We start from the raw sequence: 26,253 nt of genomic DNA, 5'->3' as shown, positions 1-26,253 counted from the left end.
ACGAAACGAAAGGAGTTTTATTATGAGTGAAAAGATACTAGTCATCGGGGAATTGCAGCAAGGGGTTCTTCGTAAAGTAAGTTATGAGACGATCGCAGCAGCGAAACAAGTAAACGCTGACGCAGAAATTCTAGCATTGGTACTAGGTGACGTAGATTTGCAGCAACCAGCTGAAGAAATGATCCACTACGGTGCAGACCGTGTCATTACCGTCACTCATGCCAACTTAAGTAATTATACATCGGAAGGCTATGGACAGGTCATCATGGAAGTGATGCAAGACGAAAATCCATCCGGCATCATCATGGGCCATACGTCAGTCGGCAAAGATGTAACACCTAAAATCGCGAGCCGCCTAGAACTTGGCTTAATCTCGGATGCCGTGTCAATCGAAAAAGAAGGCGATCAAGTCGTCTTCACTCGCCCGATCTACTCAGGTAAAGCGTTCGAAAAGAAAGTGATGAAAGACGATGGACTGCTGTTCGCTACTATCCGCCCGAACAATATCGCAGCACTCGAGCAGGATGCGCGCCGTACAGGCGACATCACAGCGAAAGAAGTGGATGTCAAAGATTTACGTACAATCGTTAAAGAAGTCATTCGCAAGAAAACGGAAGGCGTCGATCTGTCGGAAGCGAAAATTGTTATCGCTGGCGGACGCGGTGTTAAGAGCGCTGAAGGGTTCAAAGCGTTGTATGAGTTAGCGGACTTGCTAGGAGGCGCTGTAGGGGCTTCTCGTGGCGCGTGTGACGCAGATTACTGTGATTACTCACTGCAAATCGGACAAACAGGAAAAGTCGTGACACCTGACCTGTATATCGCGGTAGGTATTTCCGGTGCGATCCAACATATGGCAGGTATGTCAAACTCCAAAGTCATCGTCGCGATCAACAGTGACGAAGAAGCGAACATCTTCAAAATGGCAGATTACGGAATCGTTGGCGACTTGTTCGAAGTCCTTCCTTTATTCATTGAAGAACTTAAACTAGAAGGCGCGTTAATATCTTAACTACTCGCCACTAAAAAAAGCTTGGAATGTCCTATAACGGGATATTCCAAGCTTTTTCTATGGTAGCAGTATCTACCCGACCCTTCATCTGAGCCAAAAGTAAATAGTGAATCTAGAAAATTCATGTTATACTATTCAGATATCGCGGTTTATCGGGGGGGACCATATTTGATCAAATACAATTTACTGTTGAATACTACAAACTACGAACTAACCCATCATCAACAAATTGCCAATAAAATTGAGCGTTTCCAAGTCATCATTATGTACGATCGACAGCCCAACTTCTTTGACTACAACTATCTACTCCATTTCCCATGTGAAAAAGTACGGAAAAAGGTTAACACGAATCGCATTTTCCCGAGAGTGAAAAATGAAACCTTCATTGTTCGACAGCAAAGCTACGAAGAAAACATTCAATTGTTTTTCAAGCAGCGTATGAATGCAAGATACGAAATGCTAGCGAAAGTGACGGAATTCATGACGGCTAAATTCTTCAGTACGTATGAAAGTCATCTCGTACCGCTGCTCGAAAATAAACCAACGCTCAAATGGGAGATTATCAATAAACTATATAGTAAATATGAAAAGCTATTAAGTGAACACGCCCGTTTTAACGACGAAGAGTCTTGGAATGCGTTCAGCACATGGTATAGAACGTATTTAACAAATCATACGGTGAATGAAATGCTAGAGATCCACGGCTATGACACACTGAACATATTGACAAATGAAGATATAAACAAGTTATTTCTAGAAATACTCAATAGGAGCTTTGCTTCAAACGATAGTTTCTTGAATACATTTACAGACGCTGTCAATGTATATATAGAAAAAATGGTCTCAGAAATTCTCGCAGTCTTTGAATTAGAAAAAGATTCAATGGTACAAATCAATGAATTGCTCGGTGTTAGCGACCGAATAGCTGATCATCAACCGGTAGAGTCCTCAGTAAAAACGAATAATCTTGTGGTTATGAGTAACGCAGTCTATCAATTCATCACAGAAGCCATTTCCAATCAAAAATTTACTTATGAGCGAGATCAGTGGCCAAAAGCGACGATACGCAGCACGACGTTGTCAGGTTCTTTGCAGTTACTTGCGCGCAAAGAAGATCGAACAGCAAGCCGTATGAATCAGCTGCAAGAACAGGCAAAGACGTTATCAGAAGTTGATGTAGACGTACTGGATTCGCTATGCCATATGTATTTGGCGCAACAAGGACAAGCAGAGGATCGCATAGCAATTCGCTTTGATGATTTGCTGACCATTCGTGGATTGAAGACCAAGCTTGGAGGAACAGGTAGGCGAGGCGGTTATGAAAAGGAACAACGTACACAAGTGATAAAAGCGCTTTCTATACTACAATCACTCTGGTTGGAATTTGACACCGTCTTAATCTACGAACAAGGAAAGCCCGTCAACAAAACAATGGCAGGGCGTGCGTTCATCTTTACGAATGAAGATGGCAGTCCGTGCGAATTAACTGAAAGGACACTACCCGAACATCTATATGTGAAAATCGGGGAAGTATTCAATCATTTCTTACAAGGCTCCACGAGACAAGTGAAACTACTGCCGAATCAAGCGATCGAACTAAATCCATACCAGCGTAAATGGGAGAAAAAACTCATTCGGTATATTAGCTGGCGCTGGCGTACACAAGCCCGCAAAGCAAGCTACTTGCAGCCACATAAAATCAGCACATTGCTCGAAAAAATAGGTATACAAATTGATACACAGGCTCCGTCACGCATTCGCGACCGTCTAGAGAAAGCGCTAGATCTACTCGAAGAAGAAGGCGTCATTACGTTTTGGCAGTACAATCAATGGAACGAAGACAGCATGTCGAAAAAAGGATGGCTGCGCGTCTGGTTAGATGCTACGATCATCATCGCACCGCCTGACGAGATTGTGAGCTATTATGAACCGATTGAGAGAAAGAAGTCGGTCAAGACGCCGACCAACTTCTCCTTGGAGCCACCTAAAGAAAAAGTCTGCAAAAGCATAGGTAGTGATTTTAAGGAATGCCGCATCAAACGTGGTTTGACACTCAAACAAGTATCGGATCAATTGAAAATTTCGACATCCTATATAAGTAATATCGAACGAGGCGGGGCATTACCATCGCAAACTGTCTACAAAAAGATGAAGGAATGGTTAAATTAAACTCGATTCTATTTAAGTTTCGACTTAACATACTATGAAGATAAAAATATATGTTATAAAAAATAAAAAAGCGAACATACAGACGCCATACTAGGGTATACTAAGCAAAGCTCGTAAATTGTCGAGTTTTGCTTTTTTATCGTCAAAAGTAATAACTAATGGACTTTAAAATCATAAGAAACCTGGTTCCAAATAATCCTTGTTTAGTTTATTATTGTTCGCGCCGTATAAATAGGAACGCAATAAATATCTCACGTGTTGTAATCAAGGGGGGAAGTGGAAAGGGCAACAACCAGATCATATGTGGATCGATAGAATATGAAGAAAATCTGTGTTGCGATGTATTTACATGTCGTGATACGAGTGAAAGGTTTGCTGCGCCACACGGACAAGGTGTATGCAAGACAGATTTCCTGATCAACTTATACAATTCCATTAACGAATACGAACATACAAGCGGTAAAAGTGATAGACTAAGAACGGTCTATATGTATCAGAAAATCTAAATGCTATATGTAATCTTATTGAACATGGTTCCAAATAATCCTTCTTTGCATAATTTTCCTCGCATCATGCTATCAAATGAACATCGACTATTCCACGTAAAGTAATCAAGGAGAGGACCATCAAGTACTAAAACAAGCAGAAGATAAGAAGTTTAATCAGTCAATTGCAAGGGAAAGGGCGGTCAAACAGTGATCGATAGGATAATCGCCATGATAGTACGTGTCAAAAGTCTTTAAAAGCGATACGTCAATTAACAAATTCAACACGGAGTTCAAGAGAGCGTATAAATGACTGGTTAAATTAAGTTAAGCTAATGAAACCGATCATCCATATTTAAAATGAAATATAAAACGCAGAGCAATAATAAAGCATTTTATAGTGTTTAATTAAGAAAGTATTAAACAAACCTTTAAACAACACCTAAACATTAAAAAACCTTGAAGTAAACACGTTAAGTAATTATAATAAGCCTAGCGCATAAATCATTGAAAAAAGCGCAAATATCTCACTATCTCAAGTATACTTCTAAGTGACACGTAACTTCCTATAATTTATATTATGTTCGGGGCGTTCTACGATCTATATAGTTTCCAATCTCCACGTATCCTTCTCGCCCTAGCTTTCTAAGCGATTCTTATGCTCTTTAGTCTTTATATCTTTGAAGTCGATATATCCTACACTGTACTCGATGACATCGTTTATGAACAACTTATGATCCTTAGCGAACTCTTTCACAGATTCAAGCAATTCTTTATCATACGTTGTTTTATACTGAATTCGATCTACTGGACGCAAATTCTTATCGAATTCAATAACTCCTGCGGCCAATACGTTCCACAAACCGTTTTCCAGCAAATAATTGCTATGTGTATTATGTCGCTCTGATAATTCCTCTAATTTCTCTAAAATCTCCTGACTAATATTCGTCCGAAACTTAATCCGTGTTTCATCAGTAGTTTGAATGATTCTACCACTTACTAATTTCCACATTATTTATACCTCCTAAGTCATCATAAACTCGCAGATGATTCACGAGTTTATTCTTTGTAATCGATCGGTTTGTTGCAATGCTTGGATATTCGCTGAACCTGTCGCAAACATCGCCATTCTTAATTCTAATTCACGCACTTCCATTGTTTGGAAAACGCTTTCAGCAGATATAGTGGCTTCTTCTAGAATTGCACGTCCAAAACCGACAAAATCTGCGCCGAGTGCAATACATTTTGCTGCATCGACACCCGTATGAAGTCCGCCGCTTGCAACGAGTAATTTTCCGTTCATATGAGGTCTAACTAGCTCAAGTGATTTCGTTGTCGGAATTCCCCATTCGCTAAACGCTGCCGCTGCTTGTTGTTTGATCGGTGTCGTACGGTATTTTTCCACTTGGCTCCAAGATGTTCCGCCTGCACCCGCTACATCAATGAATGACACGCCAATGTCTAGGAGCTTCTTCGCGGTTTCCCCATCTATTCCCCATCCAACTTCTTTAACGCCTACAGGAATCGTTAATTCATTGCATAATTTCTCGATTTTAGAAAGTAATCCACTAAAATTCGTATTTCCTTCTGGTTGAATGACTTCTTGTAATACATTGATATGCAGTACTAACGCATCTGCATCGGTGTAGTCGATAATTTGACGGCATTCATCGGCAGAAAATCCATAATTCAGCTGTACGGCACCTAAGTTGGCGATAATTGGTGTAGTTGGGGCGTACTTTCGTAATGCGAATGAAGGCCGGAATGCTTTACTTTCAATTAAAGCGCGTGTAGAACCTAGCGCAAGTGCCCAGCCTCGTTGCTCTGCAGCAAGTGCCAGATTGCGGTTGATCGTTTCCGCAAAATCTGCTCCACCAGTCATTGAACTGACCAAAAAAGGAGTTTTGCATGTTTTGCCTAGAAAGTCTTGATCTGTATTGATGTCTTCAAATGATAATTCAGGTAAAGCATTATGTAAAAATTCATATTGTTCCACGCCTGTTGTGATCGAGTTTCCCGTCACGTGTTCATCTAGTACAATCTGGATATGCTGTGCTTTCCGATCATTTAGTTGCTTGCCCATGATTTTAGCTCCTATCTGGTAGTGAATCCATTTCGATACATATCAGTTACTAAGCATTATAGCGGTTCTCCGAAGATTACACAAAACATAAAAAAGCTCAGATATGAAATCGGAGCTTTCTGTGTGTTAATAGGTGGAAATCAATTGTTTTTTCCACTTTTCATCTTTAATTTGTCCTTCATTTAAATAAATAATCCGGTCTCCAAGACGTTCTGCTTCATCTAAATCATGCGTAACGACAATAAAAGGGATTTTCCAACGGTCGTGCAGGCGTAATAGCTCATCCTGACACTGTTTACGTGTTTCTCTATCGAGAGCGGATAATGGTTCATCGAGCAATAGTACGGAAGGTTGTGTAGCTAACGCTCTCGCTAAGCCAACACGTTGCTTTTCACCACCCGAGATTTGGTGCGGATACTTCTGCAATAAATGTTCAATGCCCAGTACGTGAAGTAACTCACGAATGGTTTCGGTACTCTCTTTTCGCCGATTCTTTTTAACACCAAACCAAATATTCTTCTCCACTGTCTTATGCGGAAATAACGCATAATCTTGGAATAAATAACCGATTTGACGATCACGAGCGGGCAATGGTTTTTCGCCGGTTTCATAAAAGGTTTGTTCTTTTGAAAGAATCATGCCGGAATCTGGGTGTGTAAGCCCCGCAATGCTGTTCAGGATAGTGGTCTTACCAGAGCCTGATCGACCAACTAATACAAGTATCTCTGAACACATTTGAAAATGAATATTCATCTCATAGTGTGCGAGCTGTTTAGTGATTTCTACATCCAACATGTCGATTCCCCCTAGACTCACAATTTTGTAAAACGTCTCATATTACGTTTGCTCCACCAGTTCACCCATAAAATCAAACTAAATCCGAATGTAATGATGATAACGACCCAAAACGTCGCCTTTTCCATCTGACCCGACTCCACTGCAAAGTAGATCGCCATTGGAATGGTGTCGGTTTTACCCGGTATGTACCCTGCCAACATCAACGTAGCACCAAACTCCCCAAGTCCCCTTGCGAATGAAAGCACCAACCCTGCCAGCAATCCAGGCCAAGCGAGCGGAAACACTACTGACCAGAAGACGCGCCATTCAGAAGCGCCCATCGTACGCGCGGCATTGGATAGCCGTTCATCCAAACTGTCAAAAGCGGCCGCAGCACTTTGATACATCAGCGGAAATGACACAACAATCGAAGCAATGACAGCGCCAATCCACGTAAAGACAATCTGAAAATCGAACCACTCAAGTAACCAACTTCCAATCCAGCCTTTTTTGCCGAATAAAATAAGTAAACCGAATCCAACAACAGTCGGGGGTAACACAAGTGGCAGCAAAAACAGGGCTTCCAATATACTTTTTCCGAAAAAATCACGCTTTGCGAGCAAATATGCAATGAACACACCAACTATAAATACAAAGAAAGTGGAGATGGCAGCCACTTTTAAAGATAATAACAATGGAGAGTAATCCATTTCCAGCACGCCTTCTCCCCCCTTTCATTTACTTAAATCCAAACTTCTGTAATGCCTCTTTACCTTCAGCACCCGTTAAATAATTAAGGAATTGCTGTGCAGCTTCCTGATGCTTCGAGTCTTTAACAACAGCCCCAGGATAGACGATTGGCGAGTGCCAACCCGTGTCTGCCACAGCCAATACTTTCACATCGTCCGAAATGAACGCGTCGCTCGAGTACACGACACCGTAATCCGCATTGCCCATTTCCACATGTGTCAACACTTGCCGTACGTCGGATCCTAAAACTAACTTTTCTTTCAAAGGCTCCCATAAATCCAAGTTTTCAAATGTCTCTTTCGTATAGCGTCCAACCGGAACGGATTCCGGCTCGCCTACTGCGAAATGATTGAGTGCTGCCGGATCAATTTCTTCAAATGAAGAAATCGTACTGTCAGAATCTTTGTGTGCAATCAATACGAGCGCATTCTCAGTAAAGTCTTTTCTTGATTCATTGATGAGTAAGCCTTTGTCTTCCATTTCATTCATGTCTTTTGAACTTGCTGATAAGAAGACATCAGACGGCGCGCCATTTTCAATATTGGTTGCCAGTTTACCAGAACTTCCGAAGTTGTATGTAACGGTAACACCTTCGTTGGCTTCTTCAAAATCTGCTTTCAAGTCTTCAAGTGCGTCAGTTAAGCTAGCGGCAGCTGAGACTAATATTTCAGCTTCAGGTGTTTCTTGATCTGTTGCATCCGTATTATCCGTATCTGAACATCCTATCAGAAAAATAGTTAGCATAACGAACAAAGTAGAAAGTAAAAAATGTTTCACTATGTAATACCCCCTAACACATATAACTAATTATAGTTAAAAGTATCATAATATGCTTTGAAATGAAACGGGCCTATCATTCGCCATGATCATTCTCTAGCAGTCTCAGGAGTTGCGTGAGTTGCGTGGTTGCTATGAGCGGTTATAGGTGTTCTATGATCACTTAGTTATTTCTATGAGCGCTCGCGAAGTGTGATAGAGCGGAAATCGCATGTCATAGAGCGATTAACTAGACTCTAAGAGCACATCGAGCGTTTCTATGAGCGCGCACATATTTCTATAAACAAAAAAGTAACCCGCCTTCTACCGGCGGGTTACTCTCTATCTATCTCATAATATTCCTCAAGCGAATCTGCATCATAATACATCTCTTCATCTGTCTCGAAACGATTATAGCGCAGCGTGAACAAGTAAAACATATGCGTCGCGACTACCTTCAGCAGCGCATACGCAGGAATCCCGAGAATCACTCCAGCGACACCGAATAGCGAACCGGCTGTCAGTAGGACGAAAATAATCGTGATCGGGTGGATATGTAGTGATTTCCCCATGATTTGCGGTGAAATGAACTTCCCTTCGATTACTTGCACAATCGTCCAAACAATCGCAAGCTTCACCAGCATGAACGGTGATGTGACAATCGCGATAATAGCTGCGGGCGTAATAGCAATGACTGGACCTAAATACGGTACAATACTCGTGAACATCGCAAGTACCCCGAGCAACAATGCATATTTCATTTTAATAATGAGGAAGCCAATCGACACCATGATTCCAATCGCAATAGCAACCAGAATTTGTCCTTGAATATACGCACTGATTTGCCGATCTGCATTGCGGAAGATGATCGATGCATCGTCTCGCAAACGTGGAGGCAACATACGCAAAATCATTTGGGGCAACTTCTCACCGTCTTTCAGTAAGTAAAACAGTATGAGTGGTACCGTAAAAATACTCAAAATGATTCCTGTTAACGCAGAAACGAAGGAAGTAATACCTGATGCGATGCCACCTATAGTTTCCGTGAAGAACGTACCGATACTCTCAAAACCAGAATCAAGGAAGCTATTCACGTTAAAGTTGAATCCTTCATAAACCGGCGCAAATATGGAGTTGCGGAAAAACTGATCGGTGTCCAAAATTAACTGTTTAAAATACGTTGGGAATTCATCGAATAGATTGATCATCTGTAAACGCAGGAACGGTAATACTAAGAAAATCACTAATGTTAGTAAACCTGCAGTCGCTAGTAGAATAATCAAGATTCCGTAGACGCGTGGTATACGCAGACGTTCTTCCAAAAACCGAAGAATCGGACGCATTAAGTAATACAAAATCGTCGCGAGTACGACCGGTAAAACAACAGTTGAGAAAAACACTTTAATCGGATAGAAAATAAATGAAACTTGAGTGAAGACCAAGATGATCAATCCAATGAACAATAAACAAAGTAAAACAAACAATGTAGATTGACCACCGAGAAATCCAACAACCGGTGAAGTCGAGGGTATCGACCAGAAGTTCCGTAAAGAAGATTTTTTTGGTGGCTGCCTCAATGTTTCACTCCCCCCTTTATTCGATCCGTTATGGTGTAGCTAAAAACGAACGAATCGCTTCTCTATTTTTATCTAAATCAATATCAATTACAGATCCTGCGTGACTATAGGAAGTAAAAGAATAACTTCCTTCAACTGGAATACGTAATGTTTGAAGATCCAGTTTACGTTTCGCAACAATTGTCAGCACTCTTGTTAGCTCATCCTTTGAAGTGAGGTCCGTCTCAATGAAGTTATCGAGTGCACCAGCTACTTTCGGTGCTTGCAAGACTGTTGATACGCTAAATAGCTCGTCCTTTACTGCTTGAATCACTTCCTGCTGGCGATTGACTCGCCCGAAATCCCCTTCATCATCTGCGCGGAATCGTGCATAACCAAGTAACTCTTTGCCGTTTAATCGCTGGACGCCAGGTTTTAGCGTGACTCCGATTTTTTCAGACATTTCATTTTGAACGTTCATTTCAAGACCCTTCGGAAACGCAATGTCCATAATGGATTCGAAATTATCAAAATCGACGACTGCGTAATGATGAATAGGTATATTGAACATCCCCGAAATCGTTTCTTTCGCAGTTTGGACACCACCCAAGTAATAGGCGGTATTCAGTTTATACGACTGGTACCCTGGGATCTGTGCATAAATATCTCGCATAAATGAAATTAAATGTGCGGTACCAGCTGTTTGGTCCCAAGATAATACCATCATCGTATCGGTACGGTATTTTCCTGATCCATCATTATCGACACCGAGCAATAAATAATTCTCTGTCGTTGGATCTTGCGGGTTTAGCAAATCGCCTTGAAATTCTCCAGGGTTGATCTTGCTGCCCGCTGTCATTGCCTTGCCTTGTTTATATTGAAAGTAGCTATAAGCCGAAATCGTTACAGTGAATAGCAATACTGCTGTTATAAAAACTCTGCCAACGCGTAATTTACGCTTCTTTTTCCTGCGATGTGGCTGCTGTTCGTCGAAGTGTTCATCCATGTAGCGTCATTCCTCCATTATCCGTGTGTATCCAGTTATCAGGACGTTTCTGTTCACAACGGGTTGCGTCCAGTCACGAGCTTTGCTTGGCGGATCGACCTATTTGCAACGCTAGTCCTAGCATTGCCACAAATAAAAGAAGAAATACGAACAATGTAACGTAATGATTTTCTGTGTAGTCATATAAGGAAGCGACGAGTAGAGGCAAGATTCCACCTATGATGAACCCCCCTGTCTGCATCATCGCAGTCCAAGAATTCGTTTCTTCGGCTGTATCAGTAGCGTCCATTGGCATGAGCAAGCAAATCGGGAATAATCCACCGAGCGGAATGCCCATCACGAGTACGCCGATTGCGAACCACAACGGATCTGCCGTCCACATCAAGCCGATCGACACGATACCGAGCGCGAGAATTACAACAAGTGCTGGCGTTCTACTTGTAAACTTCTGCAAGACAATCGGGAAACCGATATTCATGAAGATCTGCACAACCGTCATCAAACTAAGCAATGTCCCCGCCTGTAAAAGCGTCATGCCGTTCGATACAGCAATCGGAACGAGATACGTTAAAACGGAGAAGAACAATGCCGTCTGTAAACCGAAGAATATAAGGAAACTCCATGCCTTCTTGCTGCGCCATGGATTTTCCCCTTTTACTACAGGTTGTTCTGACACTTGCTTCACTTCAATTGGATGCTTGGCAGTGACTGCCCACGCAATCATTCCTAGAATCGCAATAGCGGCCCAAACGGCTAGCGCAAATGAATAGGACCCTGCTTTTTCATAAAAGACCCCCGTTAAACCTGTGCTTAGCGTCGCCCCCATCCCCATACCGAATGAATAAATGCCGACTACTACTGCAACATGCATCGGAAAATACTGTTTGATTAGCGCGGACAGCAAAGGTCCAATAACGGCAATCGCGACTCCCGCAATGAAAGCTGTCAGTAATAATACACTAAATGACGTAACCGAAAAGCGAATTCCGGTTGCTACAGCAAGTAACAGCAACATTAAGTACATCGTCTTGTTTAAGCCGATCGCTTTATTCAGTATCGGTGCGAGCATGGCGAATACCCCCATGCAAATGACTGGAATAACAGTTAAGAGACTCACTTGTGTGTTAGACAACGCCAAATCATCTCGAATAATATCCAGCATGGGCCCAATAGATGTAATGGCTGGTCGTAAATTGAGCGCGACTAAGAAGATCGCAAATAATAAAAGAATTTGACTAGATTTAGAGCGCAATACCAAGACTCCTTTTACTCATAATTCGTATAGATCGTCTATCATCATTATATCGTAAATCAAATTTGTAAACAGTACTAGTTCAAACATTCCATTTCACGTAATTTTAATGTATACTAGGAACATTGTGAACTTAGGAGGATATTATATATGTTAGCAGTTAGTAATTTAAGTCTTCGCTTCGGCGACCGCAAGCTATTCGAAGACGTCAATATACAGTTCAATCCAGGTAATTGCTATGGATTAATTGGAGCGAATGGCGCAGGAAAATCTACATTTGTCAAAATCGTGTCAGGTGAACTTGAACCTCAAACAGGTAATGTTATTCTTGGAAAAGACGAGCGTATGGCTGTCTTGAAACAGAACCACTTTGAATACGAAGAATATGAAGTAATGGATCTTGTCATCATGGGCTACAAAGAGCTGTATGAAGTGATGAAAGAAAAAGACGCTATTTATATGAAGGAAGACTTCTCCGATGAAGACGGCATGCGTGCAGCTGAACTCGAAGGCGAATTCGCAGATATGAATGGATGGGAAGCAGAATCTGAAGCTTCTGTACTCCTTCAAGGTCTTGGCGTTCCTGAAAGTATGCACCACTCCAAAATGTCTGAACTGGACGGATCAAACAAAGTAAAAGTATTGCTTGCACAAGCATTATTCGGCAAGCCGGACGTTTTGCTACTGGATGAGCCAACAAACAACTTGGACACTAAAGCAATTCGTTGGTTAGAAGAATTCTTAATCAACTTCCCAAACACTGTCATAGTCGTTTCCCATGACCGTTACTTCTTGAATAAAGTATGTACACATATTGCGGATCTTGATTTCAGTAAAATCCAGATCTACGCTGGTAACTATGACTTCTGGTATGAGTCCAGCCAACTGGCGTTGAAACTATCTCAAGAGTCAAACAAGAAAAAAGAAGAAAAAGTTCAGGAATTGCAAGCGTTTATCGCGCGTTTCAGTGCCAACGCTTCAAAATCCAAACAAGCCACTTCACGTAAAAAGACATTGGAAAAAATTGAGTTGGATGACATCAAACCATCTTCTCGCCGTTACCCATTCGTCAACTTTACAATGGGACGCGAAATCGGTAACGATGTTGTATCTGTTAAAGATGTTACGAAAACAGTTGATGGCAAAACAATGATTAAAGATGCTTCTTTCTCACTCGATAAAGAAGACAAAATCGTTTTGATTGGTAACCCACTTGCGAAATCAGCAATGCTTGATATGCTCGCTGGAGTAACTGAGCCGGATTCTGGAGTGATTAAATGGGGCGTTACAACAACTAACGCATACTTCCCAATGGACAACTCGGAGTACTTTGAAGGTTCGGAGCAGACGCTAGTCGATTGGTTGCGTCAATACTCTCCTGAAGATGAAACAGAAACATTCTTGCGTGGATTCCTTGGACGTATGTTGTTCTCTGGTGAAGAAGTGAAGAAAAGTCCTAGCGTATTATCAGGTGGAGAAAAAGTTCGTTGTATGCTATCGAAAATGATGCTTACAAGTGCGAACGTCTTGTTGCTTGATGAACCGACAAACCACTTGGACTTGGAGTCTATCCAAGCGCTTAACAATGGTTTAATTGCGTTTAAAGGCGCTATGATCTTCACATCACATGACCATCAGTTCATCCAAACAATCGCTAATCGTGTAATCGAGATCAATGATGATGGAACGATCTTTGATAAATCGATGACATATGATGAGTATTTGGAGTTTAAAGGTCAGAAAGCATAATATATAGGTAATCTTGAGACTATCCTAGCAACAATTTCTAGGATAGTCTTTTTTCGTTCGTACAAACTATATGAAAAAAAGAAAAGCCGTAGCTTCTCTTTTCCTTTTTGTTATTTTCTTTTTTGCGAGTAGTTGTCTACTAACGCTCTGTTAAGTAACGATATGGATCGATCCAGTTCAAACTTGATTAAGTCTTTGTACGCTTTCACCTTTTCCTGATCCCCTATACGGTAGATGTAAAGTGTCTGCATCTCCGTCCCTTGCTTATGGACCGGATGTCTAACAATCAGGCCGTCGTTTAGTAAATCATGAAGCGATTTATATACTTCAGACTTAGTCGGACGGTAACCAAGGTCTCTGAAATGGTCTAGAAGGTCATCTAATATTTGTAGACCATACAAGTTCCCCTCTTCTGCTTTATGTAGCATGTAGAGCTTCAGAAAAGCTCTCTGACGAATGACAAATGTACTCTTCATTGATCTTCCCTCCTTGATTGCTGTACGTGAGATAGTTATAGTATAGCAAACTATGTGGTGCGAGGAGAATTGTAAAGAACTAGGATTATTTGGAACCAGGTTTCTTATAACTATGCAATAGGATAATAGACCGTATGTTCCTAGTTGTTGATGGTGAAAAAAAGATTGGTATTAATGAAGTTATAAAAATAGTTATATTTATTGATTATCCTGTGATTTATTTCTATCAATTAAGGGAATACTATAAGAATAAAAGGAGGTTTTCTTATGAAGAAACATACTGTATGGTTTCTGATAGCTACACTTCTTTTAGTACTTGCTGGATGTGGGTCCAAGCCTGCATCGACTGATAATACAAGTAGCCCTGCTCCACCCGTTGATGATGACACGATATTTGAACACATCGAACCAGAAGTGACTATTCCCGATACTGAAATTGAAATAGATGAAAATATCGAAGAAGATGCTGTGGAGGAACCTGAAACAACAGCCGATCCACAGGCTATTCCTGATACCTTGTTGGATTACTTCCCTCCTGACGACACGAGTGTATATTATGAAGGTGTCGGGAATGAATTCGCGCAAATGGCTAATACTATATCCCGACCAGCACCCGATTATGTCGTCATTCGTGAAAATAATGGTGGTTCCTACATTCAAAAGGTCTACAAATTGGAAGGTGACCAGATTCAACTTGTGAAGGAGGAACCCGTTGATTTCAATGTACTATTGCCGACACCGGCTGAATTGGATGCTATGGTTCCCATTCGAACGTATTTGAAGGAACCTATTCAAGTGGGGACGACATTTGATGATTGGACGATTATTGAAGTCGGCGCTTCCCTACAGACACCTTATCAACAATTTGACGACGTGGTAGTTGTAGAGCAAGTTGATAGTGATTTCGTCAATAGAATATATTTGGCTGAAGGCTTTGGCGAGGTAAAACGGGAGTCGATCATGACGATCGCAGGAGAACCGGATTACGTTGTAACGTCCACTTTAGAAAATATGACGCAGCCTTAATTAATGGAAGTATAATAAATAGACTATGTAGGAAGACTATCCAGAAGTTCGAACTTTGGGTAGTCTTTTTCTTGAAACTACATACGTTTACGCTTCCCTATTCTTCACTTGATATGAATAGCTTCTACTAATAAGGGAATACCACAAAATAAAAGGAGGTTTTTCATTATGAAACGTAATCTTTGGTTTCTGATGGTTGTGCTGTTTCTCGTGCTTGCTGGATGCTCAAATAAACCTGTTACGTCCCTTGATGATAAGACGGGCTCTTCCAAGACAGGTACCGTAGGAAAGACTGACGAAAAGAAGGATCAGCAAAATGACGATGCGAATCTGACCGATGTGTCTTTATTGGAGTACTTTCTTCCCGACGGTTCCAGCGCACATTATAAAGGCGTAGGAAATGAATATGCTGAATTAGATATCACCGTAGCGAGACCTTCGCAAGATTATGTCGTCATTCATGAAAATAACGGAGGTACATTCGTTCAAAAAGTGTATAAGATCAATGGGGATGAAATTCAAGTCTTGCAGGAAGAACACATCGAATTGGATGCTGGCGTTCCTACACCAGAGGAATTAAAGTCCATGAAGCCGATCCGAACGTATTTGAAGGGCCCTATCGAAGTCGGAACTACGTTTGATGACTGGAAGATCGTCGAGATGAATGCCTCAGTAGAGACACCTTATCAGCAATTCGAGGATGCAGTTGTCATTGAACAGGCTGGGAAGGATTTTGTGAATAGGATTTATATCGTGAAGGATTTCGGGGAAGTAAAACGTGAATCCACGATGTCTATGGAAGGCGAAGAAGAATTTGTGGTTACTTCTAGTCTCGAAACCGTGACACAACCTTAATTTTCCGCAAACAAAAAGGCGCCACAATGGGCGCCTTTTCAAGTGGTTTAGATTTTAACAACGTTAGCTGCTTGTAGACCACGGTTTCCTTCGACAACTTCAAATTCAACCTGCTGACCTTCGTCAAGAGATTTGAATCCGTCGCCTTGGATTGCTGAGAAGTGTACAAAGATGTCTTCTTCTCCGTCAACTTCGATAAAACCGAAGCCCTTTTCTGCGTTAAACCATTTTACTGTACCTTGTTTCATTCGATTACCTCCAAAAATATACGTACTTATTAATACACGAACCTTAGCAAAGCAAAAAATTCACGTATTACAAAAGATACCGACGTCGCCGATCACTTTTGTAATAGGTGAATCACTTAGCATACGGTCGTTCGATTAATTTACTTACGTTAAGTATAACATATTTAACTTGATTGTCAATAAATAAATAACACTTTTTACAGAATGTTCTTACGATATGTTCGGTTCACCGTTTAGTAACACAATGATACCGTGATACAATTGTAAATCTCCTTCACAGCCATCGCAATAATGTTTTTCGGTTGTCGACCAAAATGCGTGGAAACAACCTTTACGAACTTCATAATGCTCAAAGTATGATTCCATCTTGCTGATCACTTCTTCAATATATGCTTGCGTTTCGATTTCATTCGTAAATGTTTTGGATGTGACGCTATAGTCTCTCCACTCTTCAAACATCCACCACGGCTCAAAGTCCGCCTTCATGTATACCACTTCATACATTCAGTATGCACTCCTTTATCTTGCGCTATGCAGGAATGATACTCATTTTAGCAAATCCTTCCCACTATTCAAAGTAAAATGATTCACGTGGCGTAATATATGAGTTTTCGACCATTTTCGGCTATAATTGAGATAGGCTCCAGTAACCTTACTGTCTGCACGATAAATGAAACCTTTTCGCAGTTAATCCGTAAGTATTATATAGAGTCAGAATGGAAGGTGGCCTGAACAATCATGACGAATATAAAAAACTTTTTCACACGACACTTAATTATGGCGCCTACTAGTTTCCTGACATGGTTCATCCTCATCGGTGGGACGAGCATCAATTTCTTCCTAGGGTCCGCAATCGGGATTGCCATGTATGCAGGAGGCAACGTAGCCATTAAAGAACTGCAGTTACGTTCCACACTGAAACAATTCGGTATGGCGCGCTCTGAATATAAACATATTGAACAACAATTGAGTGAATCCAAGAAAAAACTGAAACAACTCGGTAATATGTATGGACAAGTACGTTCGATTCAAGCATTTAGACAAGTGTACGACATGTCTTCAATGGCTCGACGTATCATCAAAATTGTCCAAAACAACCCACGGAAGTTCTATCAAGTCGAGAGCTTTTTCTATGCGCACTTGGACTCGGTCGTAGAACTTACTTCAAAGTATAGCTTGCTAGTGAATCAACCATTAAAAGATCAAGAGATCAAAGTTGCCTTGCAGCATACACGCGAAACATTAGCCGATTTAAGTCTCGAAATGGAACGCGATCTTCGAAATGCCGTAGCAACCGATTTAGAGAAACTACGCATGGAAATTGATTATGTGGACATTACACTCAAGAGAAACAAACCGTTGCTCGAATCGAAAGGGGAACATTCTAATGACAGATAAACACACACTAGAAGAAAAATCAGTAGACGATTTACTCGGCAATCCGTTCGATATGGACGCTAGCCTACTTCCAAAAGAGATGGAAAACTCGCTTGCGGATGAGACAGCACCTGTCAAACTCATTGACCGTTTAACACCCGAAGAACAAGTCAAAGCAAGACAATTGGCTTCACAGATTCCGGTAGGCAATTACGAAGCCGTCATTTCCTATGGCGCCAATGCACAAAATGAACTTTCCAACTTCTCTCACAAAATGCTTGACCATGTTCAAGGCAAAGATATCGGCCCTGTCGGTGATGTACTGAACGAATTAATGGCCAAATTATCCGAAATCGATACAGATGATCTATCGGATAAAAAGAAATCGGGACTAAGCCGTTTATTCAACAAGGCTACTCGCCCTATTAAAGAAATCATGACAAAATACGAAAAACTCGGCACACAAGTCGATAAAATAAGCGTTCAACTAGAACACTCCAAACGTGGTTTAATGGAAGATGTCCGCATGCTGGATAATTTGTATGAACAAAACAAAACCTACTTCCAAGCACTGAACGTCTACATTGCAGCTGCAGAATTAAAGATTGATGAAATCAATAGCACGATTATTCCAGAATTGCATAAAAAAGCACAGGCGTCAGATGATCAAATGATGGTCCAAGAAGTCAACGACATGGCGCAATTTGTAGATCGTCTTGAAAAACGCCTATACGACTTGCAACTATCACGCCAAATCACGATTCAAAGTGCGCCACAGATTCGAATGATCCAACAAACGAACCAAACGTTAGCTGAGAAGATTCAGGCGTCCATCATGACAGCTATTCCCCTTTGGAAGAACCAGATTGCGATTGCTTTAACACTCAACCGTCAGCAAAAGGCTGTGGAGTCACAGAAGCTTGTGACGAAGACAACGAATGATTTACTACTTCGCAACTCTGAAATGTTGAAAGTGAATAGTATTGAGACAGCGAAAGAGAATGAAAAAGGCATTATTGAAATTGATACATTGAAAACCACACAAGAGAACTTGATCCAGACAATCGAAGAGACATTGCTGATCCAAGCAGACGGTCGCGCAAAACGAAAAGCTGCCGAGACCGAGATTGCCAGAATGGAACAAGACCTCAAGACACGTTTATTAGCTGTATATGAAGAGTCACAAAACCGTCCCTCATAAGAGAGACGGTTTTTTTGTATGATTTGTTGTAAGTAGTGACATGTGAAGTCAGGCTATGAGCGGTTGCCGTGTCTCTATGATCGCTTGTCGGATGTCTATGAGCGACCGAGGTCCCCGATAGAGCGGATGAGAGATGTCATAGAGCACTTAACCAGGTTCTAAGATCACTTAACCAAATCAATGAGCGGCACCGCGATTGCCCTCACTAACTTCCTCACAAATCGAACTTCAAAACACAATAAAAAGAGACAGTTCAATTAAGAACTGTCTCCCCATCTCTATCTATTCACTCAAAATACGTCTTATAATACCCGCCGACTTTGCCGGAATTGTCTACTACGAAAATAAACTCCTCGGTCTCGTTCTTCACGTCATACGCCTTCCCCACCGTCAGCATATTACTAACGAAAAACTTCGCTGCATCCGTGTGCGTACACGTTACTGTCTTCAAAGTAGGCTCATCCAACCATTGTAAATATGACATAAAACCTCTCCCCTTCTAAATAAAAACGACCCGCTGATTAGCGGGTCGCTTGGATTGTGTTAATTAAGAACCTAGTAGAAGGTCTTCAGGGTTTTCAAGCAACTCTTTAACCATCTTCAAGAATCCTACAGAATCTTTACCATCAATTACACGGTGATCGTAAGAAAGTGCAACATACATCATTGGGCGAATTTCGATATTGTCACCAATAGCTACTGGACGCTTCTGAATAGTATGCATACCCAAGATTCCTACTTGTGTACCGTTTAGGATTGGAGTAGACAATAGTGAACCGAATACTCCACCGTTTGTAATTGTGAATGAACCGCCTGTCATATCAGCCAATGTCAACTTGTTGTCGCGTGCTTTTTTTGCAAGCTCTCCGATAGATGCTTCGATTTGTGCGAAACTCTTACGGTCTGCATCTACTACGTTTGGTACAACTAGTCCACCGTCAGTAGATACTGCGATACCGATATCAAAGTAATTCTTCAATAGGATTTCATCGCCATCGATTTCAGCGTTAACATATGGGTACTTCTTCAATGCAGCAACGACTGCTTTCGTGAAGAATGACATGAAGCCTAGACGTACATCGTTTTGCTCGAAGAACTGGTCTTTTTTGCGTGAACGAAGTTCCATCATTTTCGACATATCAATTTCGTTGAATGTAGTCAACATTGCTGTTGATTGTCTAACCTCAAGCAAACGCTTAGCGATTGTTTGACGGCGACGAGTCATTTTTTCACGAGTGATACGGCCATCGTCTTTCGCTTCTGCTTTAGGAGCTGGAGCCGCCGCAGCAGGTGCAGGAGCGTTGTTGTGAGCAGATACGTCTTGTGCGCGTACGCGACCCATTGGATCAACAGGTGATACGTCCGCAAGATTGATACCTTTTTCACGTGCAAGCTTGCGTGCTGCTGGACTTGCAATTGTGCGGTCTGAAGAAGAAGTTTCTTCTGCTACAGCTGCTGCTGGAGCCGGAGTTTCTTCTTTTTGTGCAGGTGCTGGCGCTGCTGCTTCAGTTGCTTGTGGAGCTTGTTGTGCCGGTGCACCTGAACCTTCGCCTACAATCGCGATTACTTGGCCAACTTCAACTGTGTCGCCTTCTGCAGCCAATAGTTCAGACAATACACCTGCTTCTTCTGAAATGACTTCGACGTTCACTTTATCTGTTTCCAATTCAACGATGAATTCACCTTTATCCACGTTTTCACCGGGTTGTTTCAACCATTTTGCAATTGTACCTTCTGTAATTGATTCTGCTAGTTCAGGTACTCTGATCTCTGCCACAATAAATTCCTCCTCGTAGGTATACCGTTTTTTAACGGATAAGCTACTTTGTATAAGTAGTTTTTAACTTTTTCTGTAAAGCTTCTTTACTTGTTATATCACTTTTTCAAAGCTTCTTCAATGATTCGGTTTTGTTCTTTTTTATGAGATGCGCCGTCGCCTTCAGAAGGACTTGAGCGTTTGATACGACCGACATAAGAAATGTCCTTGCCGTCAGCTAGTTTTTCTAGGAATGGATAAGCGAATGACCATGTACCCATGTTCTTCGGCTCTTCTTGAACCCATACTAAATCTTTTGCTTTCGGGAAACGAGCAACGATTTCTTTGATTTTGTCGGATGGGAATGGATATAGCTGCTCTACACGGATTACGTGCAAGTAGTCGAATCCTTCACCGTCTTTGATCTTCTCAGCCAAGTCAATTGCCATCTTACCGCTTGCGAACAAGATCTTTTTCACTTTTTCAGGTTTAGTTCCTGTACCAGGTTGCTCAAGAACTGTCTTGAAGTGACCTTCCGTTAAGTCTTCAACGTCTGCTCCAACTAGTGGGTGACGAAGTAAAGACTTAGGCGTTGCAATTACTAGCGGACGCTCTGCTTCGCTGCCGAGAATTTTCGACTGGCGACGCAATACGTGGAAGTAGTTTGCTGCACTGGAAATATTCGCGACTGTCCAGTTGTTTTCTCCACAAAGCTGTAGGAAACGTTCAATACGAGAACTGGAGTGTTCTGGTCCTTGTCCTTCAAATGCATGTGGCAACAATAGCACTAGGCCGGATTGCTGTCCCCACTTCGCATAACTTGAAGAAACGAACTGGTCGAACATCACTTGTGCCATGTTCGAGAAGTCACCGTATTGTGCTTCCCAAATAGACATTGTTTTGTCTTCTTCTAAGTTATAACCGAATTCATATCCGACGATTCCTGCTTCTGTTAATGGACTGTTATAAGCCACGAACGAAGCGTTAGATCCGCTAATATGATGCAACGGAACAAGTTCTTCACCTGTTTTTTCATCATGTAAAACTAAGTGACGTTGTGCAAACGTACCGCGCTGGATATCTTGTCCAGAGATACGGATAGGCTTACCGTCTTGAATGATGGAACCGAATGCCAATTGCTCAGCATGTGCCCAGTCAATTTTGCCTTTACCATTGAATGGTTCTTGGCGTCGTTTTAATATTTTATCCAATTTGCTGAAGACAGCGAAGTCAGTTGGATACGTTAATAGCTCTTCGTTCATTTTACGAAGGCGATCTTCCGAAACCCCTGTTTCTAGATCACGTGGAAGTCCAGCTTGTACCACTTCCGGTGTTGCATTGGAAATTTGAGGTGCATCTGCAGATTCTTCTTTAACATGATCGTAAGCTTCTTGCATAGTTGCGTTGACCGACTTGTCCATTGCCTTTACTTCTTCGTCAGTCATGAGCTTTTGCTCGACCAGGCGTTGTCCGTAAATTTGGCGAACTGTCGGGTGTTTATGGATTTCGTTGTACATCACTGGATTCGTCACTAGTGGCTCGTCCATTTCGTTGTGCCCGTAACGACGGTAACCGATTAAATCGATCAAGACGTCTTTACCGAACTGCTGGCGATATTCGAATGCCAGTTTTGCGACAGCTAAAACTTCTTCTGGGTGATCTGCATTCACGTGGAATACAGGCACTTCAAAGCCTTTTGCTGGATCGGATGCATAGTGTGTAGAACGGGAATCATAGTATTCTGTCGTGAAGCCAATTGTGTTGTTGGCAATGACGTGAACCGATCCACCTGTTCTGAAACCACGAACGCGTGAATAGTTGAATGATTCCGGTACGATTCCCTGTCCTGGGAACGCCGCATCACCGTGTACTAGGATCGCGTATGCTTTGTTAGTATCTTGCTTTGGAATACCTGGGCTATCCGTGTTTTCCTGTGCAGCACGAGTCTGTCCAGTAATCACCGGGTTCACTACTTCAAGGTGAGACGGGTTATACGCTAAGAAGCGGTTCATTCCCGATTTGCCTTTATGAAGAGCTCCCATATGGTATTTCACATCGCCGAACCAGCCGCGTGTTACTTCTAAAGAACCGTCTTTTGGCAACAACGGTGAAGCAGGTACGCCTGCGAATTCTGCGAACATCATTTCATATGGTTTATTTAAGTTATGTGTCAACACGTTCAGACGTCCACGGTGAGCCATGCCGATTAGCACTTTTTCCATTTCCGCTTCTTCAGAACGACGCATTAATTCGTCGATTAAGACAACTAATGTGTCCACACCTTCGATAGAGAAACGTTTAGCTCCAACGAATGTACGGTGAATGAACTTTTCAAATCCTTCAATTTCCGTCAAACGCTCAAGAAGTTGTTTTTTCTCGTCTTCTTGCAAGTTTGACTGTACGTCGCCGTTTTCAATTTTTGATTGAATCCACGTACGCTCTGTTTCATCGATCAAGTGTGCGAATTCGTATGCGATGGAGCCTGTGTAAAGAGACTTCAAGTAATTCATTGCATCCAATCCGTTTTCCACTGTCGCTGGAACATTTTTTAAGAACAAAGTTGCTGGCAATCCGACCAGATCGCTTTCTGTCAATCCATGATAAGACAGTTCAAGACGGGATGTATCTTTAGGTCGATCGTTTAATGGATAAATATCAGCTGCAAGATGTCCATAAGAACGAATAGCTTCAAGTAAAGAATAAACGGCAAGAACTTTACGCAAATCCGTTTGGGAACCTTGCGCTATAACTGCCTCTTGACCTGAATCATCCATCTGAGGCGCACCAAAATTCCTGAATAGCTCTGCTAAATCAGGATCTACTGCATCTTGATCTGTTTTAAACAGATCGTACATTTCCATTACATACCCAAGGTTTGGACCCGAAAAATCAGCATACGGGGAACGATGGGAATCCACATTGTTCGACATGTAATATAACCTCCACATTTGCCTACCGGCGTGTTGTGTTTATTTTCACTACTTCTTTACAATAATAGCACGCAAACCTTAGAACTGAAAGGGATTAATCCTAATATGCATAGTTTTCTGCAAAGTACTAGCAAATATATTAAATAATACTGAAAACTACGCCTCTTAGGTACTTCGCGTACATTTTCATTTTTGGAACGACAAAATCAATTCTGCCATCTTTTCAGGCGTCTTCGGTTCTGTCGTCTTTTCAATATTCGACAACAATCGAGCTTTCTCCTTTACGAGTTCGTCGAATTGTTCTGTAACAGGCTGAACTTCAAATTGTTCTTCTTCAATTTGCAATGCCAATCCTTTAGAAGCAAAGTAATTGGCATTCAATATTTGATCGCCACGGCTCTTTGAAGCAGCTAACGGAACGAGTAGCATTGGCTTATGGATTGCAAGAAGTTCGAATATCGCATTCGAGCCCGCGCGTGAAATTGCATAATCGGACGCTGCGAGTAGATCCGGCAATTCATCGGTAACATATTCATACTGCACGTATCCCGCCACCGCCAGACTGTCATCCACATTCCCCTTACCACATAAATGAATGATCTGATACTTCTCAAGCAAAGCAGGCAATTCATTGCGCACCGCCACATTCAACACAGCAGAGCCTTGACTACCTCCCATTATAATGAACACGGGCTTTTCCGAATTCAGACCGGTTCTACGCAATCCTTCTTCTCGGTTACCCGTAAACAGCTCTGGACGGATAATCGGGCCCGTGCATGCAGATTTCGTTGTCGGCACATATTGCAGCGTCTGTTCAAAGACCGTAAAAATTTGTGATGCGAACGGCAATGCCAATTTATTCGCAAGTCCTGGTGTCACGTCTGATTCATGGACAACGACAGGGACATTCGCAAGTTTGGCTGCCATAACGACCGGCACTGAAACGAAGCCTCCTTTAGAGAAGATGATCTCCGGCTTCAATTTGCGGAGAATAGCGAGTGCTTGTAGCGTACCCGCTCCGACCCGAAATGGATCCGTAAAATTTTTCATTGAGAAATACCGGCGGAGCTTACCACTTTGTATGGCGTGATAGACCACTTCAGGATGACCTTCTCCAATTAGCTCTTTTTCAATACCTTCATGAGAACCAATATAATGCACACTATATCCTTTATCTAAAAATATGGGAATTAACGCTTGGTTGACGGACACATGCCCTGCTGTCCCGCCACCTGTTAATACGACTACCGGTTGCTTCATTCATTCCATCCTTCCGCGTTACCTACTATATTTTCATGCTACAATAGTCAAAGTAAAAAACTTTAGTAGAGGAAATCAAAACTATGACTACTGTAACGAACCCTTTGCAACAAAAAACATCCATTTTCATTAAGATCATGATTCCCATTGTCATTACGCAAGTGGCACTGTACTTGATGTCGTTCTTCGATATTCTCATGACAGGACGCTATGATACGTTCCACTTAGCAGGCGTGACCATCGGTAGTTCCTTCTGGATACCGGTCTATACCGGCCTTTCCGGAATTCTCATGGGTCTAACTCCTATTATCGCACAGCAAATCGGTGCGAAGAACAAAAAGGATGTCCGCCCTACTGTCCAGCAAGCATTATACGTATCTCTCGCTCTTTCAGCAATCATTTTTGTCTTGATCCACTGGGTCGTGTTACCCGCTATCACAAGAATGCCACTGGATGCACCGGTTATAGAAGTGGCGTCCGCCTACCTGACGGGTATGAGCATCGGATTGGTTCCGCTGATGGCCTACACTGTACTGCGTTCATTCTTTGATGCGTTAGGGGCAACACGTGTATCGATGTTCATCATCCTGTTATCAGCACCGATTAATATCATGTTGAATTATCTCTTGATATTCGGTAACTTCGGTTTCCCTGAGCTTGGGGGTGCGGGTGCTGGGTATGCATCCGGATTCACGTATTGGCTCGTATTTTTCATTGCGGTATTGATTGCCTGGACGTCCCGCCACTTTAAAGAGTTTACGCTGTTTACTGGTTGGCAACGGATTTCATTCCCACGGTGGAAAGAGATTTTACTGATTGGTGTTCCGATAGGACTCTCCATCTTCGTCGAGACAAGTATCTTCTCTGTCGTGACGTTGTTGATGAGTAGCTATACCGCACAAGTCATATCAGCTCACCAGATAGCACTTAACTTTACGTCCCTTCTATACATGGTACCGTTAAGCGTCTCGATGGGTACGACGATACTAGTCGGTCAGTCGATTGGTGCGAATAAAACGAAAGACGCGCGCGAGTATACGTATCTCGGCATAGCGTTCGCCGTTGTTTTCAGTTTCCTATCCATATTCATATTACTAATGTTTCGTGAGTCTATTGCTTCTATGTATACGATGGACGCAGAGATTATTACACTCGCCGTGCATTTCTTTATTTATGCAGCATTGTTCCAGTTATCGGATGCTGTGCAGGCTCCGATTCAAGGTGCGCTACGCGGGTATAAAGATGTGACGATGACGTTCTTGGTTGGCGTCGTGTCGTTCTGGCTAATTGGATTGCCTACTGGGTTTGTGCTAGCACGCTTTACGGAACTTGGCGCGTTCGGCTATTGGGTCGGTCTGATTGCCGGCTTAACGGTCGGTGCGGTCATTCTATCGTTCCGTTTGCGGTTTATACAGAATAAGTATCGTGAAGTGGAATCATGATACGTTTACGGGTCAATGGAGTTTTTATTCCATTGACTTTTTTTATTGTGAAAGCGTAGTTTGCGTTACGTGGATAAACAGTTAGAGAGG

23 protein-coding genes are annotated in these 26,253 nt (G+C 42.1%); 8 read left to right on the top strand and 15 right to left on the bottom strand.

The genetic code is table 11. The annotated features are described in order from the left end of the window. Positions 1-22: 22 nt before the first annotated feature. A complete protein-coding gene (locus CSV69_RS05045; protein WP_085426205.1) occupies positions 23-1,009 on the top strand; it encodes an electron transfer flavoprotein subunit alpha/FixB family protein in 987 nt (328 codons plus the stop codon). A 168-nt stretch (positions 1,010-1,177) separates the two neighbouring features. Further along, on the top strand, positions 1,178-3,178 hold the full coding sequence (locus CSV69_RS05040) for a helix-turn-helix domain-containing protein (protein WP_158232611.1): 2,001 nt from the start codon (positions 1,178-1,180) through the stop codon (positions 3,176-3,178). 1,122 nt (positions 3,179-4,300) lie between these two features. Here CSV69_RS05040 and CSV69_RS05035 read toward each other — a convergent pair. The 8 genes from CSV69_RS05035 to CSV69_RS05000 all read right to left on the bottom strand — a co-directional run bounded on the left by CSV69_RS05035 (position 4,301) and on the right by CSV69_RS05000 (position 11,843). Next, positions 4,301-4,675: an rRNA methyltransferase gene (locus CSV69_RS05035; protein ID WP_099692874.1), complete on the bottom strand. Its 375-nt coding sequence runs from the start codon at positions 4,673-4,675 to the stop codon at positions 4,301-4,303. A gap of 39 nt (positions 4,676-4,714) precedes the next feature. Then, positions 4,715-5,746, bottom strand: coding sequence for a type 2 isopentenyl-diphosphate Delta-isomerase (fni, locus tag CSV69_RS05030; protein WP_099692873.1), 1,032 nt, complete (start codon positions 5,744-5,746; stop codon positions 4,715-4,717). A gap of 126 nt (positions 5,747-5,872) precedes the next feature. Next, a complete protein-coding gene (locus CSV69_RS05025) occupies positions 5,873-6,541 on the bottom strand; it encodes an ABC transporter ATP-binding protein (protein ID WP_099692872.1) in 669 nt (222 codons plus the stop codon). Positions 6,542-6,558: 17 nt separating this feature from the next. Beyond that, the gene (gene modB, locus CSV69_RS05020; RefSeq protein WP_199170394.1) at positions 6,559-7,233 is read right to left on the bottom strand and encodes a molybdate ABC transporter permease subunit; all 675 of its coding nucleotides are present in this window, start codon (positions 7,231-7,233) and stop codon (positions 6,559-6,561) included. 28 nt (positions 7,234-7,261) lie between these two features. Then, positions 7,262-8,050 carry a molybdate ABC transporter substrate-binding protein gene (gene modA / locus CSV69_RS05015; protein WP_099625230.1) on the bottom strand — a complete coding sequence of 263 codons (789 nt, stop codon included), beginning with the start codon at positions 8,048-8,050 and terminating at the stop codon, positions 7,262-7,264. A gap of 314 nt (positions 8,051-8,364) precedes the next feature. Beyond that, on the bottom strand, positions 8,365-9,561 hold the full coding sequence (locus tag CSV69_RS05010) for an AI-2E family transporter (RefSeq protein ID WP_099692925.1): 1,197 nt from the start codon (positions 9,559-9,561) through the stop codon (positions 8,365-8,367). A 73-nt stretch (positions 9,562-9,634) separates the two neighbouring features. Further along, positions 9,635-10,591: an LCP family protein gene (locus CSV69_RS05005; protein ID WP_099625231.1), complete on the bottom strand. Its 957-nt coding sequence runs from the start codon at positions 10,589-10,591 to the stop codon at positions 9,635-9,637. Positions 10,592-10,664: 73 nt separating this feature from the next. After that, entirely contained in the window at positions 10,665-11,843 is a 1,179-nt protein-coding gene (locus CSV69_RS05000; protein WP_099692870.1) for an MFS transporter, read from the bottom strand. A 150-nt stretch (positions 11,844-11,993) separates the two neighbouring features. On the opposite strand from CSV69_RS05000, the gene CSV69_RS04995 reads away from it, so the two are divergent. Further along, the gene (locus tag CSV69_RS04995; protein WP_099692869.1) at positions 11,994-13,592 is read left to right on the top strand and encodes an ABC-F family ATP-binding cassette domain-containing protein; all 1,599 of its coding nucleotides are present in this window, start codon (positions 11,994-11,996) and stop codon (positions 13,590-13,592) included. Positions 13,593-13,702: 110 nt separating this feature from the next. Here CSV69_RS04995 and CSV69_RS04990 read toward each other — a convergent pair whose 3' ends face one another. Next, a complete protein-coding gene (locus tag CSV69_RS04990) occupies positions 13,703-14,068 on the bottom strand; it encodes a helix-turn-helix domain-containing protein (protein WP_085426215.1) in 366 nt (121 codons plus the stop codon). Between the two features lie 267 nt (positions 14,069-14,335). On the opposite strand from CSV69_RS04990, the gene CSV69_RS04985 reads away from it, so the two are divergent. Together CSV69_RS04985 and CSV69_RS04980 are read left to right on the top strand one after the other, a co-directional pair. Continuing rightward, entirely contained in the window at positions 14,336-15,094 is a 759-nt protein-coding gene (locus tag CSV69_RS04985) for a hypothetical protein (RefSeq protein WP_099692868.1), read from the top strand. 168 nt (positions 15,095-15,262) lie between these two features. Continuing rightward, positions 15,263-15,949, top strand: coding sequence for a hypothetical protein (locus CSV69_RS04980; protein WP_085426217.1), 687 nt, complete (start codon positions 15,263-15,265; stop codon positions 15,947-15,949). Between the two features lie 47 nt (positions 15,950-15,996). Here the strand turns inward: CSV69_RS04980 and CSV69_RS04975 are convergent, their stop codons facing one another. Beyond that, on the bottom strand, positions 15,997-16,197 hold the full coding sequence (locus CSV69_RS04975) for a cold-shock protein (protein WP_085426218.1): 201 nt from the start codon (positions 16,195-16,197) through the stop codon (positions 15,997-15,999). A 210-nt stretch (positions 16,198-16,407) separates the two neighbouring features. Next, positions 16,408-16,701 carry a DUF1033 family protein gene (locus CSV69_RS04970; RefSeq protein ID WP_099625234.1) on the bottom strand — a complete coding sequence of 98 codons (294 nt, stop codon included), beginning with the start codon at positions 16,699-16,701 and terminating at the stop codon, positions 16,408-16,410. A 234-nt stretch (positions 16,702-16,935) separates the two neighbouring features. Here CSV69_RS04970 and CSV69_RS04965 point away from each other — a divergent pair, with 234 nt between their 5' ends. Next, on the top strand, positions 16,936-17,595 hold the full coding sequence (locus tag CSV69_RS04965) for a 5-bromo-4-chloroindolyl phosphate hydrolysis family protein (RefSeq protein WP_085426220.1): 660 nt from the start codon (positions 16,936-16,938) through the stop codon (positions 17,593-17,595). Next, entirely contained in the window at positions 17,585-18,775 is a 1,191-nt protein-coding gene (locus CSV69_RS04960) for a toxic anion resistance protein (protein WP_085426221.1), read from the top strand. The genes CSV69_RS04965 and CSV69_RS04960 overlap by 11 nt, the downstream gene beginning before the upstream one ends. 286 nt (positions 18,776-19,061) lie before the next feature. On the opposite strand, the gene CSV69_RS04955 is transcribed toward CSV69_RS04960, so the two are convergent. The 4 genes from CSV69_RS04955 to CSV69_RS04940 all read right to left on the bottom strand — a co-directional run bounded on the left by CSV69_RS04955 (position 19,062) and on the right by CSV69_RS04940 (position 24,721). Then, a complete protein-coding gene (locus tag CSV69_RS04955) occupies positions 19,062-19,259 on the bottom strand; it encodes a DUF6501 family protein (RefSeq protein WP_085426222.1) in 198 nt (65 codons plus the stop codon). 63 nt (positions 19,260-19,322) lie between these two features. Next, positions 19,323-20,552 (bottom strand): 2-oxoglutarate dehydrogenase complex dihydrolipoyllysine-residue succinyltransferase, encoded by a 1,230-nt coding sequence (gene odhB, locus CSV69_RS04950; RefSeq protein WP_085426223.1) that lies wholly within the window; start codon positions 20,550-20,552, stop codon positions 19,323-19,325. A gap of 98 nt (positions 20,553-20,650) precedes the next feature. Beyond that, positions 20,651-23,461 carry a 2-oxoglutarate dehydrogenase E1 component gene (locus tag CSV69_RS04945; protein ID WP_099692867.1) on the bottom strand — a complete coding sequence of 937 codons (2,811 nt, stop codon included), beginning with the start codon at positions 23,459-23,461 and terminating at the stop codon, positions 20,651-20,653. 186 nt (positions 23,462-23,647) lie between these two features. Further along, entirely contained in the window at positions 23,648-24,721 is a 1,074-nt protein-coding gene (locus CSV69_RS04940) for an undecaprenyldiphospho-muramoylpentapeptide beta-N-acetylglucosaminyltransferase (RefSeq protein WP_099692866.1), read from the bottom strand. A gap of 83 nt (positions 24,722-24,804) precedes the next feature. On the opposite strand from CSV69_RS04940, the gene CSV69_RS04935 reads away from it, so the two are divergent. Then, positions 24,805-26,163 carry an MATE family efflux transporter gene (locus CSV69_RS04935; protein WP_099692865.1) on the top strand — a complete coding sequence of 453 codons (1,359 nt, stop codon included), beginning with the start codon at positions 24,805-24,807 and terminating at the stop codon, positions 26,161-26,163. Positions 26,164-26,253 lie beyond the last annotated feature (90 nt).

Source organism: Sporosarcina sp. P26b (genome assembly GCF_002743245.1).
In the GTDB taxonomy this organism is placed as follows: Bacteria; Bacillota; Bacilli; order Bacillales_A; family Planococcaceae; genus Sporosarcina; species Sporosarcina ureae_C.
This window is presented reverse-complemented; position numbering and strand designations above follow the sequence as displayed.

Excerpts from the sequence above, each read along its gene's own strand:
- CSV69_RS05045 (WP_085426205.1), top strand. The coding sequence starts at position 23 with ATGAGTGAAAAGATACTAGTCATCGGGGAATTGCAGCAAGGGGTTCTT.
- CSV69_RS05035 (WP_099692874.1), bottom strand. The coding sequence starts at position 4,675 with ATGTGGAAATTAGTAAGTGGTAGAATCATTCAAACTACTGATGAAACA.
- fni (WP_099692873.1), bottom strand. The coding sequence starts at position 5,746 with ATGGGCAAGCAACTAAATGATCGGAAAGCACAGCATATCCAGATTGTA.
- CSV69_RS05025 (WP_099692872.1), bottom strand. The coding sequence starts at position 6,541 with ATGTTGGATGTAGAAATCACTAAACAGCTCGCACACTATGAGATGAAT.
- modB (WP_199170394.1), bottom strand. The coding sequence starts at position 7,233 with ATGGATTACTCTCCATTGTTATTATCTTTAAAAGTGGCTGCCATCTCC.
- CSV69_RS05005 (WP_099625231.1), bottom strand. The coding sequence starts at position 10,591 with ATGGATGAACACTTCGACGAACAGCAGCCACATCGCAGGAAAAAGAAG.
- CSV69_RS04995 (WP_099692869.1), top strand. The coding sequence starts at position 11,994 with ATGTTAGCAGTTAGTAATTTAAGTCTTCGCTTCGGCGACCGCAAGCTA.
- CSV69_RS04990 (WP_085426215.1), bottom strand. The coding sequence starts at position 14,068 with ATGAAGAGTACATTTGTCATTCGTCAGAGAGCTTTTCTGAAGCTCTAC.
- CSV69_RS04985 (WP_099692868.1), top strand. The coding sequence starts at position 14,336 with ATGAAGAAACATACTGTATGGTTTCTGATAGCTACACTTCTTTTAGTA.
- CSV69_RS04980 (WP_085426217.1), top strand. The coding sequence starts at position 15,263 with ATGAAACGTAATCTTTGGTTTCTGATGGTTGTGCTGTTTCTCGTGCTT.
- CSV69_RS04975 (WP_085426218.1), bottom strand. The coding sequence starts at position 16,197 with ATGAAACAAGGTACAGTAAAATGGTTTAACGCAGAAAAGGGCTTCGGT.
- CSV69_RS04970 (WP_099625234.1), bottom strand. The coding sequence starts at position 16,701 with ATGTATGAAGTGGTATACATGAAGGCGGACTTTGAGCCGTGGTGGATG.
- CSV69_RS04965 (WP_085426220.1), top strand. The coding sequence starts at position 16,936 with ATGACGAATATAAAAAACTTTTTCACACGACACTTAATTATGGCGCCT.
- CSV69_RS04960 (WP_085426221.1), top strand. The coding sequence starts at position 17,585 with ATGACAGATAAACACACACTAGAAGAAAAATCAGTAGACGATTTACTC.
- CSV69_RS04955 (WP_085426222.1), bottom strand. The coding sequence starts at position 19,259 with ATGTCATATTTACAATGGTTGGATGAGCCTACTTTGAAGACAGTAACG.
- CSV69_RS04945 (WP_099692867.1), bottom strand. The coding sequence starts at position 23,461 with ATGTCGAACAATGTGGATTCCCATCGTTCCCCGTATGCTGATTTTTCG.
- CSV69_RS04940 (WP_099692866.1), bottom strand. The coding sequence starts at position 24,721 with ATGAAGCAACCGGTAGTCGTATTAACAGGTGGCGGGACAGCAGGGCAT.
- CSV69_RS04935 (WP_099692865.1), top strand. The coding sequence starts at position 24,805 with ATGACTACTGTAACGAACCCTTTGCAACAAAAAACATCCATTTTCATT.